The following is a 17,163-nucleotide window of genomic DNA, read 5'->3' as shown; positions in this document are numbered from 1 at the left end:
TTTTGAGGAAGTAACTGTTCAAGGGTTACCTATCCTTTTATCCAAGCTCACCATTCCGGACACTAAAATGCCCGCCACCGAAACTACCCTCCTCCAAAGCTGGCACCACAACGCCCAATCCTGGATCGATGCGGTACGCACCGGCGCCATTGAAAGCCGTCACCAGGTCACCGACCAGGCGATCCTGCTGGCGATACTCGGTCGCCAGCCCGAGCGCGTGCTCGACCTCGGTTGCGGAGAGGGCTGGTTGTTGCGTGCGTTGGCTGCACGAAAATTCGAGGCAGTCGGCGTGGACGGCGACACGACGTTGGTCGAGGCGGCGCGAGCGGCGGGCGCTTCTCCGGTGTATTTGGCGAGCTATGACGAGTTGGTGGAGGCAAAGGTTGACATCGGCAGCGATTACAATCTGATTTGTGCGAACTTCGCCTTGCTGCACCAGGACATCATCCCTCTGCTCGCCGCCATGAACGCGCTGCTCGCGCCCGGTGGCGCGCTGATCATCCAGACGCTGCACCCATGGACCGCGGCGGCGGGCGACTATCAGGACGGTTGGCGGGAAGAGACCTTCGCCGGGTTCAAGGGACTGTGGCAACCTATGCCATGGTACTTTCGCACGCTGTCCAGTTGGCTCAATGCGCTGGACATGGCCGGTTTTCGACTGACCAGCCTGCAAGAGCCGCAGCATCCGCAGAGCCCTGTGCCGCAGTCGTTGCTGTTCGTGGCCGAATCCGATCGATGAATCCGGGCAAGGTGTGTCGCCCGGCCGGAACCAGTTTCAACCACAAAAGCAGAGCCCACGATTGAACATCGATACCCGAATCAAATTCCGCCATCTGCTGTGTTTTCTCGAGGTCGCGCGCCAGGGCAGCCTCGCACGCGCCTGCGACAAGTTGGCAATCAGCCAGCCGGCGCTTTCCAAGACCCTGAAGGAACTGGAATCCCTGCTGGAAACCACCCTGTTTGAGCGGGGTAAAAAAGGCTCGACGCTGACTGAGGCCGGGGTAGCCTTTTTGCGCTATGCCGGGCCGAGCGTGCAATCGCTGCGCGACGGGGTCAACAATTTGCGCTCGGGTGTGCATGAGCCCATTACCGTGCAGCTCGGCGTGCTGTCCACCGTCGAAAGCCTGTTGGTACCTGAAGTGGTCTGCCGCTTACACGCGCGACATCCCGCGCTGGTGGTCAGTGTTGTGACTGGACCCAGCGCTTATTTGCTGTCCCGACTGCGTGTCGGAGAACTGGATCTGGTGATCGGCAGAATGACCGATAGCCCGTTGATTCTCGGGCTGGCCTTCGAACACCTCTACAGCGAATCCATGACCCTGGTGGTACGCAGCGGCCATCCGGTGCTCGCTGATCCGCAGGGACGTAAACACCTCGAAGACTATCCGCTGGTATTGCCGTCGGCGGGGACGACCATCCGCAAATTCGCCGACAGCCTGTTCGTGCAGCACGGGATTACGCCGTCTCGACAGCGCCTGGAGACCCTGTCGGTCGCCCTGAGTCGGCGCTACGTGCAAAGCAGTCAGGCCATCTGGGTTGCGCCACTTGATGCCGTCCGACAAGACTTGCGCCAAGGCGAGTTGGTGGAATTGGATCTGGGAATGCGAGAACCCGGCGGCTCCGTAGGGCTATGTACTAACCCTGCTTTGCCGGTGACGACGGCGGCGCAGTGGTGCGTAGAGGCACTGCGTGAGGTCGGGGAAGAATATCGTGAAGGCCAATATCCATAACCATCTGGATATGGATCAGGTCGGTTTTTTCAATTTTGCGTTGGGTCGTGCAAGAGGAAACTGGGTTACGAGTCGCTGCCCGCGCAGTGCCCGCCTCCGTCCCAACATAACAATAGGAAAAACGACATGTCTGATGCGCACGACAGCCGCTTCGTCATTCGTGACCGTAATTGGCATCCCAAAGCCCTGACACCCGACTACAAGACGTCGATCCTGCGATCCCCGCGCCAGGCACTGGTGAGCATTCCCCAATCTGTATCCGAAACCAGCGGCCCGGACTTTTCCCATCTGCAAATGGGCCGGCACGATAACGATCTGCTGTTGAATTTCAATCACGGTGGCCTACCCATCGGCGAACGCATCATCGTCGCCGGGCGAGTGTGTGATCAGTACGGCAAGCCGATCCCCCACACCCTGGTGGAAATGTGGCAGGCCAATGCCGGTGGCCGTTATCGGCATAAGAAAGACAGTTATCTAGCCCCGCTTGACCCGAATTTCGGCGGCGTTGGCCGTGCGTTGACCGACCGTGATGGCAACTACAGTTTCCGCACCGTCAAACCCGGTCCGTACCCATGGCGCAACGGCCCCAACGATTGGCGGCCGGCGCATATCCACGTCTCGATCAGTGGCCCGTCCATTGCCACGCGCTTGATTACCCAGCTGTATTTCGAAGGTGACCCGCTCATCCCCATGTGCCCGATCGTCAAGTCGATCGCCAATCAGGATGCGGTGCAGAGCTTGATCGCCAGGCTTGATATGAGCATGGCCAATCCAATGGATTGCCTGGCTTATCGCTTTGATATCGTCCTGCGCGGCCAGCGCAAGACCCACTTCGAAAACTGCTGAGGAGGCACGCTATGCCCGTTCAACTGCTGCCTGAAACCCCATCGCAAACCGCCGGCCCTTATGTCCATATCGGACTGGCGCTGGAGGCTGCCGGCAACGCGCCGCGTGAGCAGGAAATCTGGAATGAAATGGCTAAACCGGGTGCGCCCGGCGAACACATTTTATTGCTCGGCCATGTGTACGACGGCAATGGCCACTTGATTCGTGACGCGTTTCTGGAGTGCTGGCAGGCAAATCACGAAGGCGTCTATGACAGCGCTTACAACCTGGAAAAATCCTTCAACTGTTTTGGCCGTACCGCCACGACAGATGTCGGTGAATGGACAATCAAAACCGTGAAACCCGGCGTGGTGAAAAACGCCGCGGGCGTACCCATGGCCGCGCATATCAATGTGTCGCTGTTTGCCCGGGGTATCAACATTCACTTGCAGACTCGCGTGTACTTTGACGATGAACCTGAAGCGAATGCGATGGACCCGGTCTTGAACCTGATCGAACAACCCCATCGGCGCGAATCGCTGATTGCCAAGCGCTGCACGGTTGATGGCAAGTTGGCGTACCGCTTCGATATTCATGTTCAAGGAGAATCGGAGACCGTGTTCTTCGATTTCTGATGACGCCGGCACGGTGTTGAGAGGTTCGCTCTCAACGCCGCTTTCGCCGCTTTTATGACCGTTGCAACACCGCCTCCCCCGCCTTCGGTGGCAATCGCAGATTGTCCAGCAAGGCGATCCCCGCAATCACCGCCACACACAGGAACGTCAACTGAAAGTCGACCGTCTCGGCGTGCCCGGCATTGCCGTGGATGCTCATCGCAAGACGCAGCAGCAACGCGCCCACGGCAACCCCCATCGCCATGCTCAGCTGGAAAAACATACTGAACAAGGTCGAGGCATCGCTCATCTGCTCCTTGGGCACATCGGCAAAGCCCAACGTGTTGAACGCGGTGAACTGCATGGATCGTGACAAGCCGCCGACAAACAGAATGAACAGAATCAGCCCCCAACTCATCTGCTCATCCAGCAAGGCACAAGCCGCTATCGCCAGTACGCCAAGGACGCCGTTGATCATCAACACCGGGCGAAAACCCCAGCGTTGCATCACCGCCGTGGTGAACGGCTTCATGGCCAGATTGCCCGCAAACACTGCGAGCACCAGCAGCCCCGCATCCAGCGCAGAAAGCCCGAAGGCCAGTTGAAACATCAGCGGCAGGAGAAACGGCAAGGTGCTGATGGCGATGCGAAAAATCGACCCGCCGCAGAGGCAGACGCTGAAGGTGCGAATGCTCAAAACACCCAATGCCAACAGCGGTTGCGCATGCCGACGCAAATGTCGCCAAGACAGCAAACCGAGCACTACGCCGGCACCACTGAGTAACAACGCCGGCAGCCAATTGGCCTGACCTTGCCCCAGCATCTCCAGGCCGAACAGCAACGCAGCACTGGCGCTGCCGGCCAGTAGAAAACCGCTGAAATCGAATGTCCGGGTAGTGACGTGATCTTGCTTGGGAATCAAGACGAACGCGGCAATCAGGGCCAGTAGCCCTAACGGCAAATTGAGGTAGAAAATCCACGGCCAGGACGCGTGGGTGACGATGAAACCGCCCAAAGGAGGGCCGAGTACCGGAGCGACCAGGCCGGGCCAGGTAATGAAGGATATCGCCCGTACGAGGTCTTTTTTCTCGGTCGTGCGCAGCACCGCCAAGCGCCCCACCGGCACCATCATCGCGCCGCTGATGCCTTGCAGCACGCGCGCGGCGACAAAGGTTTCCAGGCTGTTACTCAATCCGCACATCAACGAAGACAGGCTGAACAGCACGATTGCCGAACTGAATATCAGACGTGAGCCGAAGCGATCCGCCAACCAGCCACTGATGGGAATGAACACTGCCACCGCGAGCATGTACACGCTCATCCCGATGTTTACATCCACCGCCGGCACACCAAAGGTCTTGGCCATGTCTGGCAGCGCGGTGGCAATCACCGTGGCGTCGAGGTTCTCCATGAAGAACGTGACGGCGACCAACAGGGCAATCATTGTCGAGCGGCGTTGAGACATCAGTCATCCCTGTTGAGTTACGACATGGCTCGACACTCTACTATGGAAACGCGGACCTGTAGGAGCTGCCGAAGGCTGCGATCTTTTGATCTTGATCTTTGAAATTGGGATCGCTGCAAAGCAAGATCAAAAGATCGCAGCCTTCGGCAGCTCCTACAGGTTTGTGTTTGTACAAGAGCAGGTCAGCCCCATCCATGAGCCTCTTCGATAAAGTGCAGCACTGCACTGGACCGCTCATCAATCCGGGAAATCAGCGACAACTCACTGACCATTTCCGGTTGCGCCAGCGGCACAATGCGTATGCCCGGCATGGTCAAGCGGGTCATCGTTTCTGGCACGATGCTCAGGCCGATGCCCGCGGCCACCAGCCCCGGAATGCTCATCAGCGACGGCACGTACATGATGTTCTCAGGGTGCAGCTGGTTTTGCCGGCACGCCTGCAGTGTGTGCGAGGTCAGGCCGATGCCGGCGCTGTCCTGCAAAAACACGAACTTCTCATGCCGCAGTGTTGCCAGGTCGCCGGTAAAACTGTCCGCCAGTTCATGGTTGTCCGGAATCAGCAGCACGAGCCGGGACTGACTGAAATGATGGGTGCGCAAACGGTCCGGCAGGTGATCCTTGAACACCCGGGCAAAGGCCAGGTCGAGCTTGTGGTCGAGCAACATGTCGAACTGCGCGCGAATACCCGCGTCCACCAGCGATACTTTGACTTCGGGAAACGTGCTGAAGTAATGCCGCAGCAGTTGCGGCAGGTTGGCCTCGAACAGCGCCGAGTGATAGCCGATGTTGATCTCGCCGACTTCACCGCGTCGGGCACGCCGCGCGGCAGCAATCGCCAGTTCGCTGGAATCGATAGACTGCCGCGCATGGGGCAGAAACGCTTCGCCGGCAGCGGTCAACGCCACTCCGCGGTTTTCCCGGCGGAACAAGGCGAGTCCCAATTCCGCCTCAAGCGTGCGCATCAGTTGGCTCAGTGCCGGTTGCGCAATACCCAGTTGTTCAGCCGCCCGACTGAAGTGCTGCAGGTCGGCGGCGACCACGAAGGCTTTCAGGTGACGCAGTTCCATAATTGCTACCCATAAGGCTGGCTTATCTATTTATCGTGATTTCGATAATTATTTTGCAAGCAGTATGCGCTAACGTCTACTCACTTCGACGATTCCTGCCAGCTGCATTGTCCAAGCGGAATCGGATGGGTATCCCAACACCATAAAAACAATGACGAGCACCTTTATGAGCACAACCAGTCACGAGACTCATGATTTGCGCATGCCTCGCAAAGCGGTGACCGCCGCGACCATTGGCACTGCCCTGGAGTGGTTTGACTTCACGCTGTATGGCGCGATTTCCGCAACCATTCTGCCCAAGCTGTTTTTCCCGGCGATGGAGCCGACAGCCGGCCTGCTCGCCTCGCTGGCAACCTTCGGTGTCGGCCTCGCCGCACGCCCATTGGGTGCGATTACCTGTGGCTACCTGGGTGACAAACTCGGTCGCCGCAACCTGATGCTGGCCACTGTGACCATGATGGGACTGGCGTCGGTGCTGATGGGTCTGTTGCCAACTTATGGTCAGATTGGCGTCTGGGCACCGATCCTTTTGGTTCTGCTGCGGGTCATTCAAGGCTTCGCGTTGGGCGGCGAGTCCACCGGCGCCCAACTGATGGCACTGGAACACGCCTCCCCTGATCGCCGCGGGCGTTATTCCGGCATGCTCGGCTTGTGCTCACCGCTCAGTCAGATATTGGCCAACGGCGTGTTAATGGGCCTGGCAGCAACGCTCTCAAGCGAGCAATTCGAAAGCTATGGCTGGCGAATTCCTTTCCTCATGAGCTTCGTGCTGGTGGTAGTCGCGATCTTCATCCGCCTGAAAGTCGATGAAACCCCAGCCTTCGTTGCCTTGAAAAAGAACCCGGTCAAGCAGGAAAAGAGCCCGCTCAAATCCGCCGTGGGCAGCCACTACAAAACCATTCTGCGACTGATGTTGTTCTTCTGCTCGCCCGCTGCGCTGTTCTACTTGATCGTGATTTTCTCCCTCAGCTACCTGACCAAGCATCTGGGCTTCAGCCAGTCGACAGGCTTCATGTCGCTGATGGTGGCCAACATGTGCGCGATTTTCGGTGCGCTGGCCGGTGGTTATCTGTCCGATCGTTGGGGCCGTAAAAAGGCGCTGGCATTTGGGTCGTGCATGACCTTGCTGATCCTGTTCGTCTACTTCCCGATCCTCAACACGCTGAACGTCCCGGCCATCATGGCAATCATGGGGTTGTTCCTGGGCTTCACCCAGTTCCAGAGTGGCATCCAGCCTGTGGCCTTCGCCGAAGCCTTCCCGACCCAGGTCCGTTACTCGGGCTCGGCACTGGCCTACACCGGCGCCAACCTGGTGATCGGCGGCCCAATGCCGATGATCGCGGTCTACCTGATGAGCCAGTCGAACAACTCGCCATGGCCCCTGGTGACGCTGTGCGCGGTGATCAACCTGATCTCGCTGGCCATGATCGTCATCGGCCCGGAAACCCGTGGCGTCGACCTGAACGCCGATGCCAAAGATGACGCGGTCGACACTCGCGCTCAAGCCATTCTTTCCAAATAACGCAGCAGGACGACCATGAACCGCACCGTCTTCATCCTCAACGGCCCTAACTTGAACCTGCTGGGTCGTCGTGAGCCACACATTTACGGCCACACCACGCTCGAACAAATCCGGCAACGCAGTGAACGGCTGGCCGAGGAACTTGACCTGGTATGTGATTTTCGCCAGACCAACCACGAAGGCGTGATGGTCGACTGGATTCAAGAGGCCTTCGAGCAAGGCGCAGCAGTGATCATCAACCCGGCCGGCCTCTCGTTCCATTCGATTCCGGTCCTGGATGCGCTGAAGTTACTCGACGCGCCGCTGATTGAGCTGCACCTGTCGAACATCCATGCACGGGACGAACTGCATCGCCACTCGATCATGTCGGGCGTGGTCAATGCAGTGATCTGCGGCATGGGTGCCGACGGTTATCCCCTCGCCATCCGGGCCATTGATGACTTGCTGCGTCGTCAGGTAGCCAACCAGTAACACCTCTTCGCAAGACGCTTACACGGCGGTCCCTAGGCAGATTGTTGCCAGGGCCGCCCGCGGCTGAAATTCAGTCGCCGGCTGCAAAAAACCGCCAGAAAAATAATAATTGAATGCGAGAAAGCCAACATGCATCACTCTGTTTTTCGCCGTAACGTACCCGCACATTACAAATTAATCGGCCTGACCCTGGCGCTCAGTGCCGCCTCGGCAACTGTCGCTCATGCCGATGAAAATAGCGGTTTTATCGAGGGCGCGACTTCCACGCTCAATCTGCGCAACGCCTACATCAATCGTAACTTCGTCAATCCCGCCTACCCGAATGCTGCCGCGCCGCAGAACAAAGCTGAGGAATGGACGCAAAACTTCATCCTCGATACCCGCTCCGGTTACACCCAAGGGCCGGTAGGTTTCGGGGTTGATGTGCTGGGGCTTTACTCGCAGAAGCTTGATGGGGGCAAAGGTACAGCCGGCACGCAACTGTTGCCTGTCCATGGTGATGGCGAGCCTGCTGACAATTTCGGACGCCTGGGCGTTGCCGCCAAGGCCAAGGTTTCAAAGACAGTGCTGAAAGTCGGCGAATGGGTCAGTACCCTGCCGATCCTCCGTTCCGATGACGGTCGCTCACTGCCGCAGACCTTTCAAGGTGCGCAGATCACCTCCCAGGAGATCGGCGGGCTGACGTTGTACGGCGGTCAATTCCGGCAGAACAGCCCGCGCAATGACGCCAGCATGGAAGACATGTCCATGAACGGCAAAGCGGCGTTCACGTCCGACCGATTCAATTTCGGTGGCGGTGAATACACCTTCAACGAAAAGCGCACGACGGTGGGTGTCTGGTACGACGAACTCGAGGACATCTATCAGCAACAATATTTCAGCCTGAGCCACAGCCAACTCGTGGGCGACTGGACACTCGGCGCCAATATGGGCTTTTTCACTGGCAAGGAAAACGGCGCCAGTCTGGCCGGCGACATGGACAACAAGACCGCTTTCGGTTTGTTCTCGGCAAAACTGGGTGGCAACACGTTTTATGTCGGCCTGCAAAAGCTCACTGGCGATACCGCGTGGATGCGGGTCAACGGCGCCAGTGGCGGCACCCTGGCGAACGACAGCTACAACTCCAGCTACGACAACGCACAGGAACGTTCCTGGCAGGTTCGCCATGACTATAACTTCGTCGGACTGGGTGTTCCGGGCCTGACGATGATGAACCGCTACATCAGTGGCGACAACGTGCACACCGGGGCTATCACCGACGGCAAGGAATGGGGCCGCGAATCTGAACTGGCCTATGTCGTTCAGTCTGGCGCCTTGAAAAACCTGACCGTTAAATGGCGAAACTCCAGTATCCGTAAAAACTTCAGCACCAATGAATTTGACGAAAATCGTCTGTTCATCAGCTACCCGATTTCGTTGCTGTAAAGCGGTAAGCAGGCTGCGTTCATCTGCAACGAAACAGGATGAACGCAGCTTGCTAATTTATAGCCTTGTCACTTACCTCAACGACTTGAACCCGGCGCGAACTTCCTGCGAGAACAACTTCGGCTGCTCCCACGCCGCAAAGTGCCCGCCTTTGGGCAATCTGTTGTAGTGCACCAGTTTGGGATACGCCCGCTCCGACCAGCTTTTCGGCGCTGCGTACAGCTCATCGGGAAACACGCTCACCGCCACCGGAATGTTGACGCCCTTCACCGCGAAGAATGTCGACTTGTTCTCCCAATACAGTCGCCCCGAAGAAACGGCGGTGTTGGTCAGCCAGAACAGCGTGATGTTGTCGAGGACGTCGTCCGGCGTGAGGCCTTCCGGTTGTCCGTCAATGGAACGCGCAATCATCTCGTAGCTTTTGGGATCGTGATCCAGCATGAACGCCGCCAACCCAATCGGTGAATCAGTGAGGCCTGTCAGCGACTGAGGTCGATCCCCCATCATGATGGCGTAGCCGATGTGCTTGTAGGTGTTGGCGAGTTGAACCGCCGCCTGCGTCTCTTCCTCGGAGAGCCCACTGGGAATCGGCTCCCCCCGAAACAACGCTGCATCGATTTCAGGCGGGATAACCCCCGGCATGTTCGAATGAATACCGATCAGGCCAGGTGGTGCTTTTACTGCCATTAAATCGACGACGATTGCACCCCAATCTCCCCCTTGTGCTCCATATCGGGTGTATCCGAGGCGCTTCATCAATTCGATGTAGGCATCGGCGATGCGATCGGGATTCCAACCGGCCTCGGTCGGTTTCTGCGAGAAGCCGTAACCCGGCATCGATGGAATCACCAGGCTGAACGCGTCGGCAGCATTGCCACCGTGCGCCGTTGGATCGGTGAGTGGCCCGATGACTTTCATCAACTCGATCACCGACCCAGGCCAGCCGTGTGCCATCAGCAGTGGCAAAGCATTTTCGTGTCTGGAGCGGATATGCATGAAATGGATATCCAGACCATCAATATGGGTGATGAAGTTAGGAACGGCGTTTATTTTCGACTCGATGATTCGCCAGTCGTATTTAGTCGCCCAGTGATTGGCCAGTTTCTGAATGGTCGCCAGTTGTACGCCTTGAGATGAGTCATTGACTATTTCTTGGTCCGGCCATCGGGTTGCTTCAATGCGTCTGCGCAACTCGGAAAGTTCTGCCTCTTTGGCGCTGAAATGAAAGGGACGTATTTCAGAAGAAACACTATTTGTTTTATTTGGAGTAATAGGCATAGCGTCAGTCCTGATTGATAAACCGAGTAACCCCAGCGGCGCCGCAGCGCACGTCACTGCAGCAGCGCCGCAAAATTTACGTCTGCTCAGGGAAAGTTTTTTGATGTGTCTGGACATACAGGCTCCTAAGGCGCGCCGTTACACGTAGAGCCACTTATTGATTAAGCACGGCGAAATAACGGCAAAAGGGTATTTATCGCCGCCACAGCAATAAATCTGGCCGACAGGCTTTCATGTTCGGTTACCAGGACTTTTTCGGTTTTGAGCATCAGAAATTCCTTGAATTATTCTTTCGAGATTCAGCTAGAACAAAGGACTGTAACTAGCTGACGGAATTGATTTTATAAGGGCAAATACGGCACCGAATAGAACGGAAAAAGCGATCACCTTCGGCTTTTCCGCCCGCCCCACAGCACCACCGCTGGTCGCTGAGGCGAAACATGGCTTTGACATCAAGGTGCTATTTCGTTGACTATTTATACATCGCATACGATCGAATCGATTGCGCTACGAATTAAGCCCTTTGGAGGTTCAGTCCTTGAATATCGCAACCCACCACCTAGCGTTTAACGCGGCTCAACACACCGCTCACGGGCACAACGGCAACAACTGGATCATCAGTTCCAGCGACTGTGTTTCATGAAGCTGATTCAGCTCCGGGCCTTCTGCTCGGTGGTCGACAAGGGCAGCTTTCGCTCGGCGGCACGCGCACTGGACGCTGCCCAAAGTACGTTGACAGAGTCGATTCAAAGTCTGGAAAGAGAACTGGGTGTCACCTTGCTGGTGCGCTCCAGTCAAGGCACCAGCCTGACCCTGGCCGGCAAGGTTTTCCTGACCCGGGCACGCTCGATCGTTCTGGATTGCGATCGTGCCGTACAGGACGTCCGACAGTGCAATGGCATGCCCGAAGGTCAGATCGCACTGGGTGTCACAGCGGAACCCTTGGCTGCGTGCCTGATGCCGGTCTTCAGCAGTTTTACCCGCCGATTTCCTAACGTAAAACTGCATGTCGCCGGTGGACAGACGAAGAGGCTGATCGAGATGATTCGCGCTGGCCGGCTCGACTTCGTGATGGGTCCGTTGAGTCCCAGTGTCTGTGATATCGACTTGCACATCGAGCGGCTTTACCGCTCGAAAACCAGCGTGATTGCGCGCAAGGGGCATCCCTTGGCGGATGCTCGTTCACTGAGTGATTTGGCCAATTGCCAGTGGATCAGTGTCCGGCCGGCCGGGGTGGCAGGTAGCGCAGAGAATCATCTGATCGATCTGTTCAAAGCCCAAGGCCTGCCGCCGCCCAATATCGTGGTCACCACCGAGTCGATGCTGGAAATTCTGCAGATCATTTCCGAGACGGATTACCTGACCGTCGAGCCGAGCAGGCTTCAAGGCATGAAACTGTTTTCCTCATCGCTTATCAACATTCCGATTCAGGAGTCGTTGGAGACGAGTGAGGTGTGCCTGATCAGCCGTCGAGTGGCACCGTTCACTCAAGTGACACAAGAACTGACCAGCATGCTGATTTCCTATTCGCGCTTGCGTCACCGAGCCAAGGGCTAAATCCCCCAAATCTTCAGCGCTAATATTTTGCCTTGCTCATCACATATGGAAAACCGTATATTCGTATATCCATATGTATCGAAGACACCACCGTGCTGAATCCCGCCGCCGTATTCAAATGCCTATCCGACGAAACCCGCGCGCGGGCGACCTTGCTGATCACCCGCGAGGGCGAGTTGTGCGTTTGCGAGCTGGTCTGCGCGCTGGAGGACAGCCAGCCGAAAATCTCCCGCCACCTTGCCCAGCTCCGGGCATGCGGCCTGCTTCTCGATCGTCGCCAGGGTCAGTGGGTTTACTACCGGCTCAACCCTGAGTTGCCGGAGTGGGTACGCGCCGTTCTTGACACCACATTGGCCGCCAACAGCGCCTGGCTTGAGGCCAACACGGCTCGCCTTCACGCGATGGGCGACCGCCCTCTCAACACCGCCGCCTGCTGCTGACCCCAAGCCTGCCGAGATTTTTTATGCTTATAGCGTTCGCGATTTTCCTGTTCACCATCGTGTTGGTCATCTGGCAGCCCAAAGGCCTGGGCGTTGGGTGGAGCGCCACCTTGGGCGCCGTTTTGGCACTGATCACCGGTGTCGTGTCGCTCAACGATATTCCACTGGTGTGGAGCATTGTCTGGAACGCCACTGCAACGTTCATTGCGCTGATCATCATTAGCCTGCTGCTCGACGAGGCCGGGTTCTTTCAATGGGCCGCATTGCACGTTGCCCGCTGGGCCAAGGGCAATGGCCGTCGACTGTTCGCCTTTACCGTTCTGCTGGGGGCCGCAGTCTCCGCGCTGTTCGCCAACGACGGCGCGGCGCTGATCCTGACGCCCATCGTTATTTCCATTTTGCTCGCCCTGCGCTTTTCCCCTGCGTCGACCCTGGCGTTTGTCATGGCCGCAGGTTTTATCGCCGACACCGCCAGCCTGCCGCTGGTAGTGTCAAATCTGGTCAACATCGTTTCGGCGGATTACTTCAACCTGGGCTTCAACGAGTACGCCTCCATCATGGTGCCGGTCAACTTCGTTGCCGTGGGCTCGACGCTGGCGATGCTGTACTGGTTTTTCCGCCGCGACATCCCCGAACGTTATTCACTGGACGACCTGCAAGATCCGCGACATGCCGTGCGCGACCGGCTGACCTTTCGCGTCGGCTGGATAGTCCTGGTGTTGTTGCTGGTCGGGTTGTTTGCACTGGAGCCGATGGGCGTTCCGATCAGTGTCATTTCGGCCTTCTGCGCCGCGTTGCTGTTCGCCGTTGCGGCGCGGGGCCATGTCATTTCAACCCGGCGCGTACTGCGCGAAGCACCCTGGCAAGTCGTGACTTTCTCGTTGGGCATGTACCTGGTGGTTTACGGGCTGAAAAACGCGGGCCTGACCACCTACCTGACGGAGATCCTCAACTATTTGGCCGACTACGGCATCTGGGGCGCGGCATTGGGCACTGGCTTCCTCACGGCCCTGCTGTCATCCGCCATGAACAACATGCCGACTGTGTTGGTGGGCGCGCTGTCGATTCATGCGAGTGACGCCACCGGCGTGGTGCGCGAGGCCATGATCTACGCCAACGTCATCGGCTCTGATCTCGGCCCGAAAATCACGCCCATCGGCAGCCTGGCGACTCTGCTTTGGCTGCACGTTCTGCAGCGCAAGGGCATCCGTATCACTTGGGGTTACTACTTCAAGGTGGGTGTGATTCTGACCCTGCCCATTTTATTCATCACCTTGTCTGCCCTGGCCTTGCGCCTTGGCCTCTAGCACCTGCCTGGAAAGAGGAGTCGCCATGCGCGTCCTGTTCATGTGTACCGCCAATAGCTGTCGCAGCATTCTGTCCGAAGCGATGTTCAACCATCTCGCACCGCAAGGCTTCCAGGCGATCAGCGCTGGCAGCTTCCCCAAAGGCCAGGTTCTGCCGCGCAGCCTGACGACGCTGCAGGAGGCCGGGATAGCAATTGACGGTTTAAGCAGCAAAGGCAACGACGCCTTCGAAGCCAACCCGCCGGACATTGTCATCACTGTCTGCGACAAGGCTGCTGGCGAGGCGTGCCCGGTATACTTCGGGCCTGCCTTGAAAGCCCATTGGGGACTGGAAGATCCATCCGAGGTGAAGGGAGATGAGGCAGTTGTCGCCGCAGCCTTTCACGCAACCCTGGCACGCATCGAAACACGCTGCCGGGCCTTCCTCACCCTGCCCTTCAGCCAACTCGATCGTGATGCACTGAAGCGCGAACTCGACCGCATCGGCACGCTATAACGGGAGCCCCCATGACCACTCCATTGCCCAATCTCGACACCTCGCTGACTCAGCCCATCGCCACTGACGACAGCCAACACAAGCCACGCATTCTGTTGCTGTACGGGTCGACCCGCGCACGCTCCTTCAGTCGACTGCTGGTCGAAGAAGCCGCGCGCTTGCTCGAACACTTCGGTGCCGAGACACGGATCTTCAACCCGTCAGGCCTGCCACTTCCCGATGACGCTCCCGGCGATCACCCGAAAGTCCAGGAACTGCTGGAGCTGATGCAATGGTCCGAAGGACAGGTCTGGTGTTCACCCGAGCGTCACGGTTCGATGTCTGCCGTATTCAAGGCCCAGATTGACTGGGTACCGCTGGCGTTGGGCGCGGTTCGTCCGACACAAGGCAAGACGCTCGCCGTCATGCAGGTCAGCGGCGGCTCGCAATCGTTCAACGTGGTGAATCAGCTGCGTGTTCTGGGACGCTGGATGCGGATGTTCACCATCCCCAATCAATCTTCCGTGCCGAAAGCCTTTCTGGAATTTGACGAAGGCAATCGCATGAAACCCTCTTCGCTTTACGACCGTGTTGTGGACGTCATGGAGGAGCTGGTGAAGTTCACACTGTTGCTGCGCGATCGCCCGGATCTGGTCGACCGTTATTCGGAACGCAAGGAGTCGGCTGAAGAGCTGACCAAGCGTGTCAATCAAGGGTCGATTTGAAGGACAGTGATCACTTGAAAAAATGACTGGGCGTCTTCCCGAACTGCTTTTTGAACATGGTCGTGAAGGCGCTGGGGCTGTCGTAACCCAAGGCTCCGGCAACATCGATGATTTTCTCCCCTACTGCAATGCGCTCCAGCGCCAACAGCAGCCGGGCTTGTTGACGCCACTGGCCGAACGTCATGCCTGTTTCCTTGTGGAACAGGCGCTGGATGGTCTTCTCATCAAGGTTCAGCCGGGCGCTCCAGTCCGCCAGCGTTGAACCGTCACCCGGATCGGTTTGCAAGGTCGCACAAATCGCGCCGATACGCGGATCAGCCGGTTGCGGCAGGTGCAGAGGCAAGGTCGGCAAGAGGGTCAGTTCGTCGACGATCAAGCGCAGGATCCTGGCTTCACGGGTATCGGCATCGATCGGCGCGGCGATGGTCACTGAGGTCTTGATCAGCTCGCTCAGCAGCGCCGAGATGCTCACCGCCCGGGTTTCGCCCGGGAGCTGCGGAAACTGGTCCGGGCGCACGAAAACGCTGCGCATCTTCAACGCACCAACACAGCGAATCGAGTGCACGTGGCCGCTGGGCATCCATATCCCGCGGCTGGGCGGAACAGTCCACTGGCTCAGCCCCGAATGCACGACCATCACGCCTTCAATCGCGTAGATCAACTGATGTTTGGCATGGGAGTGAGGCTCGATGAACCAGTTTTCCGGGTAGTCGGTAGCGCTGCTGCACACCGCCCAGGCCACTTCGTCCATCTCGAGCAGAAATTCTTGCAACGGTTTGATGATGATTCCCTTTTTACGATAGTTGTCGCCCGGATCGCGTGAGACAGGCAATTTGCTGAAATCTAGCATAGCGACCTGTACTCATGCCCAGCCCTTTTTTCACCCGTCCGGATGATCTGCGATGTCCACCAGCACTACCGCTTCAGCCAGCGCTTCAGTTGCCAGCCAGGCAAGCCCCTTGGTCATGCGTGTGATCGGCGCTTGCGCTCTGGCGCACCTGATCAACGACCTGATCCAGGCCGTCCTGCCGTCGATTTACCCGATGCTCAAGGCCAACTACGGCCTGACGTTCACCCAGGTTGGACTGATCACGCTGACCTTCCAGCTCACCGCCTCGCTGCTACAACCATGGATCGGTTATCACACCGACCGTCACCCCAAACCGTGGCTGCTGCCAGCGGGCATGGTGTGTACGCTGATTGGCATTTTGATGCTGGCCTTCGTCGGTTCCTTCCCGGCGATCCTCGTGGCCTCGGCGCTGATCGGCATTGGTTCCTCAACCTTTCACCCGGAAACTTCCCGGGTTGCCCGCCTGGCATCGGGTGGTCGCTACGGCCTCGCACAGTCGACGTTCCAGGTCGGTGGCAACGCCGGTAGTGCCTTTGGTCCGTTACTGGCGGCGGCGATCATCATTCCTTACGGACAGGGCAACGTCGCCTGGTTCGGTCTGTTTGCGGCATTCGCCATCCTGGTTCTGTTCGGTCTCAGCCGTTGGTATCGCCAGCACTTGAACCTGTTCAAGCTGAAGCAGGGCAGCAAGGCCACCCATGGACTGTCTAAAGGGCGAGTGACCTTTGCGCTGGTGGTGCTGGCACTGTTGGTCTTCTCCAAATACTTCTACATGACCAGCTTCACCAGCTACTTCACCTTCTATTTGATCGAGAAGTTTGACCTGTCGGTCGCCAGTTCTCAGCTGTACCTGTTTCTGTTTCTTGGCTCTGTCGCCGCAGGCACGTTCTTTGGCGGCCCTATCGGTGACAAGATCGGTCGCAAGAAGGTGATCTGGTTCTCCATCCTCGGCGCAGCACCTTTCACCTTGGCGTTGCCCTACGTCGATCTGTTCTGGACGGGTGTGCTGAGCATGGTCATCGGTTTTGTTCTGGCGTCGGCGTTCTCCGCCATCGTGGTTTTCGCCCAGGAACTGGTGCCGGGCAACGTCGGCATGATCGCCGGCGTGTTCTTCGGTCTGATGTTCGGCTTTGGCGGCATTGGCGCCGCCTTGCTCGGGCATCTGGCGGATATTCACGGCATCGAGTACGTGTACAACCTTTGCTCCTATCTGCCACTGCTGGGGATACTGACAATCTTGCTACCGTCTACCAAAGGGGTGTGAGGCTCTGTTCAAGACACGAGAGGCGCAGAATGACTCTGTGTATCACAGTGTATCCGGGCGACACCCCGATACATCGGCTTGCGTCTGGCCGTGCAATTCGACACACGCCAGATACGTCCCCGCGTTCAAATGCAGGCAAGGTTTGAAG

At 57.8% G+C, this 17,163-nt stretch carries 17 protein-coding genes; 13 read left to right on the top strand and 4 right to left on the bottom strand.

Features of this window, described 5'->3' with window-relative positions:
- Window positions 1-67 precede the first annotated feature (67 nt).
- The 4 genes from NL64_RS23745 to pcaG all read left to right on the top strand — a co-directional run bounded on the left by NL64_RS23745 (window position 68) and on the right by pcaG (window position 3,190).
- Entirely contained in the window at window positions 68-739 is a 672-nt protein-coding gene (locus NL64_RS23745) for a class I SAM-dependent methyltransferase (RefSeq protein ID WP_034150502.1), read from the top strand.
- Window positions 740-800: 61 nt separating this feature from the next.
- Window positions 801-1,730, top strand: a complete 930-nt coding sequence (gene pcaQ / locus NL64_RS23740; protein WP_034150501.1) for a pca operon transcription factor PcaQ — start codon at window positions 801-803, stop codon at window positions 1,728-1,730.
- 126 nt (window positions 1,731-1,856) lie between these two features.
- The gene (gene pcaH / locus NL64_RS23735) at window positions 1,857-2,576 is read left to right on the top strand and encodes a protocatechuate 3,4-dioxygenase subunit beta (protein ID WP_034150500.1); all 720 of its coding nucleotides are present in this window, start codon (window positions 1,857-1,859) and stop codon (window positions 2,574-2,576) included.
- 11 nt (window positions 2,577-2,587) lie between these two features.
- Window positions 2,588-3,190 carry a protocatechuate 3,4-dioxygenase subunit alpha gene (pcaG, locus tag NL64_RS23730; RefSeq protein ID WP_034150499.1) on the top strand — a complete coding sequence of 201 codons (603 nt, stop codon included), beginning with the start codon at window positions 2,588-2,590 and terminating at the stop codon, window positions 3,188-3,190.
- Window positions 3,191-3,242: 52 nt separating this feature from the next.
- Here the strand turns inward: pcaG and NL64_RS23725 are convergent, their stop codons facing one another.
- Together NL64_RS23725 and NL64_RS23720 are read right to left on the bottom strand one after the other, a co-directional pair.
- Window positions 3,243-4,634 (bottom strand): DHA2 family efflux MFS transporter permease subunit, encoded by a 1,392-nt coding sequence (locus NL64_RS23725; RefSeq protein WP_034150498.1) that lies wholly within the window; start codon window positions 4,632-4,634, stop codon window positions 3,243-3,245.
- Between the two features lie 182 nt (window positions 4,635-4,816).
- The gene (locus NL64_RS23720) at window positions 4,817-5,701 is read right to left on the bottom strand and encodes a LysR family transcriptional regulator (protein WP_034150497.1); all 885 of its coding nucleotides are present in this window, start codon (window positions 5,699-5,701) and stop codon (window positions 4,817-4,819) included.
- A 166-nt stretch (window positions 5,702-5,867) separates the two neighbouring features.
- On the opposite strand from NL64_RS23720, the gene NL64_RS23715 reads away from it, so the two are divergent.
- The 3 genes from NL64_RS23715 to NL64_RS23705 all read left to right on the top strand — a co-directional run bounded on the left by NL64_RS23715 (window position 5,868) and on the right by NL64_RS23705 (window position 9,119).
- Entirely contained in the window at window positions 5,868-7,223 is a 1,356-nt protein-coding gene (locus tag NL64_RS23715; protein WP_034150496.1) for an MFS transporter, read from the top strand.
- Between the two features lie 15 nt (window positions 7,224-7,238).
- Window positions 7,239-7,694 (top strand): type II 3-dehydroquinate dehydratase, encoded by a 456-nt coding sequence (locus tag NL64_RS23710; protein WP_034150495.1) that lies wholly within the window; start codon window positions 7,239-7,241, stop codon window positions 7,692-7,694.
- A gap of 129 nt (window positions 7,695-7,823) precedes the next feature.
- Window positions 7,824-9,119 carry an OprD family porin gene (locus NL64_RS23705; protein WP_034150494.1) on the top strand — a complete coding sequence of 432 codons (1,296 nt, stop codon included), beginning with the start codon at window positions 7,824-7,826 and terminating at the stop codon, window positions 9,117-9,119.
- Window positions 9,120-9,191: 72 nt separating this feature from the next.
- Here NL64_RS23705 and NL64_RS23700 read toward each other — a convergent pair whose 3' ends face one another.
- On the bottom strand, window positions 9,192-10,514 hold the full coding sequence (locus NL64_RS23700; RefSeq protein WP_034150493.1) for an epoxide hydrolase family protein: 1,323 nt from the start codon (window positions 10,512-10,514) through the stop codon (window positions 9,192-9,194).
- 522 nt (window positions 10,515-11,036) lie between these two features.
- Between NL64_RS23700 and NL64_RS23695 the strand changes: the two genes are divergently transcribed.
- From NL64_RS23695 to arsH, 5 genes are all read left to right on the top strand, one after another.
- Complete coding sequence (locus tag NL64_RS23695) at window positions 11,037-11,954, top strand: LysR substrate-binding domain-containing protein (RefSeq protein WP_034150492.1); 918 nt, start codon at window positions 11,037-11,039, stop codon at window positions 11,952-11,954.
- Window positions 11,955-12,046: 92 nt separating this feature from the next.
- A complete protein-coding gene (locus tag NL64_RS23690; protein WP_034150491.1) occupies window positions 12,047-12,394 on the top strand; it encodes a metalloregulator ArsR/SmtB family transcription factor in 348 nt (115 codons plus the stop codon).
- Between the two features lie 23 nt (window positions 12,395-12,417).
- On the top strand, window positions 12,418-13,701 hold the full coding sequence (locus NL64_RS23685) for an arsenic transporter (RefSeq protein WP_034150490.1): 1,284 nt from the start codon (window positions 12,418-12,420) through the stop codon (window positions 13,699-13,701).
- Between the two features lie 25 nt (window positions 13,702-13,726).
- Entirely contained in the window at window positions 13,727-14,197 is a 471-nt protein-coding gene (locus NL64_RS23680; protein WP_034150489.1) for an arsenate reductase ArsC, read from the top strand.
- A gap of 11 nt (window positions 14,198-14,208) precedes the next feature.
- A complete protein-coding gene (gene arsH / locus NL64_RS23675; RefSeq protein ID WP_034150488.1) occupies window positions 14,209-14,901 on the top strand; it encodes an arsenical resistance protein ArsH in 693 nt (230 codons plus the stop codon).
- A gap of 10 nt (window positions 14,902-14,911) precedes the next feature.
- Here arsH and NL64_RS23670 read toward each other — a convergent pair whose 3' ends face one another.
- Window positions 14,912-15,685 carry an AraC family transcriptional regulator gene (locus NL64_RS23670; RefSeq protein ID WP_253277108.1) on the bottom strand — a complete coding sequence of 258 codons (774 nt, stop codon included), beginning with the start codon at window positions 15,683-15,685 and terminating at the stop codon, window positions 14,912-14,914.
- Between the two features lie 118 nt (window positions 15,686-15,803).
- On the opposite strand from NL64_RS23670, the gene NL64_RS23665 reads away from it, so the two are divergent.
- Window positions 15,804-17,015, top strand: coding sequence for an MFS transporter (locus NL64_RS23665; RefSeq protein ID WP_034150487.1), 1,212 nt, complete (start codon window positions 15,804-15,806; stop codon window positions 17,013-17,015).
- Window positions 17,016-17,163 lie beyond the last annotated feature (148 nt).

It is taken from the genome of Pseudomonas fluorescens, assembly GCF_000802965.1.
Classification (GTDB): domain Bacteria; phylum Pseudomonadota; class Gammaproteobacteria; order Pseudomonadales; family Pseudomonadaceae; genus Aquipseudomonas; species Aquipseudomonas fluorescens_A.
This window is presented reverse-complemented; position numbering and strand designations above follow the sequence as displayed.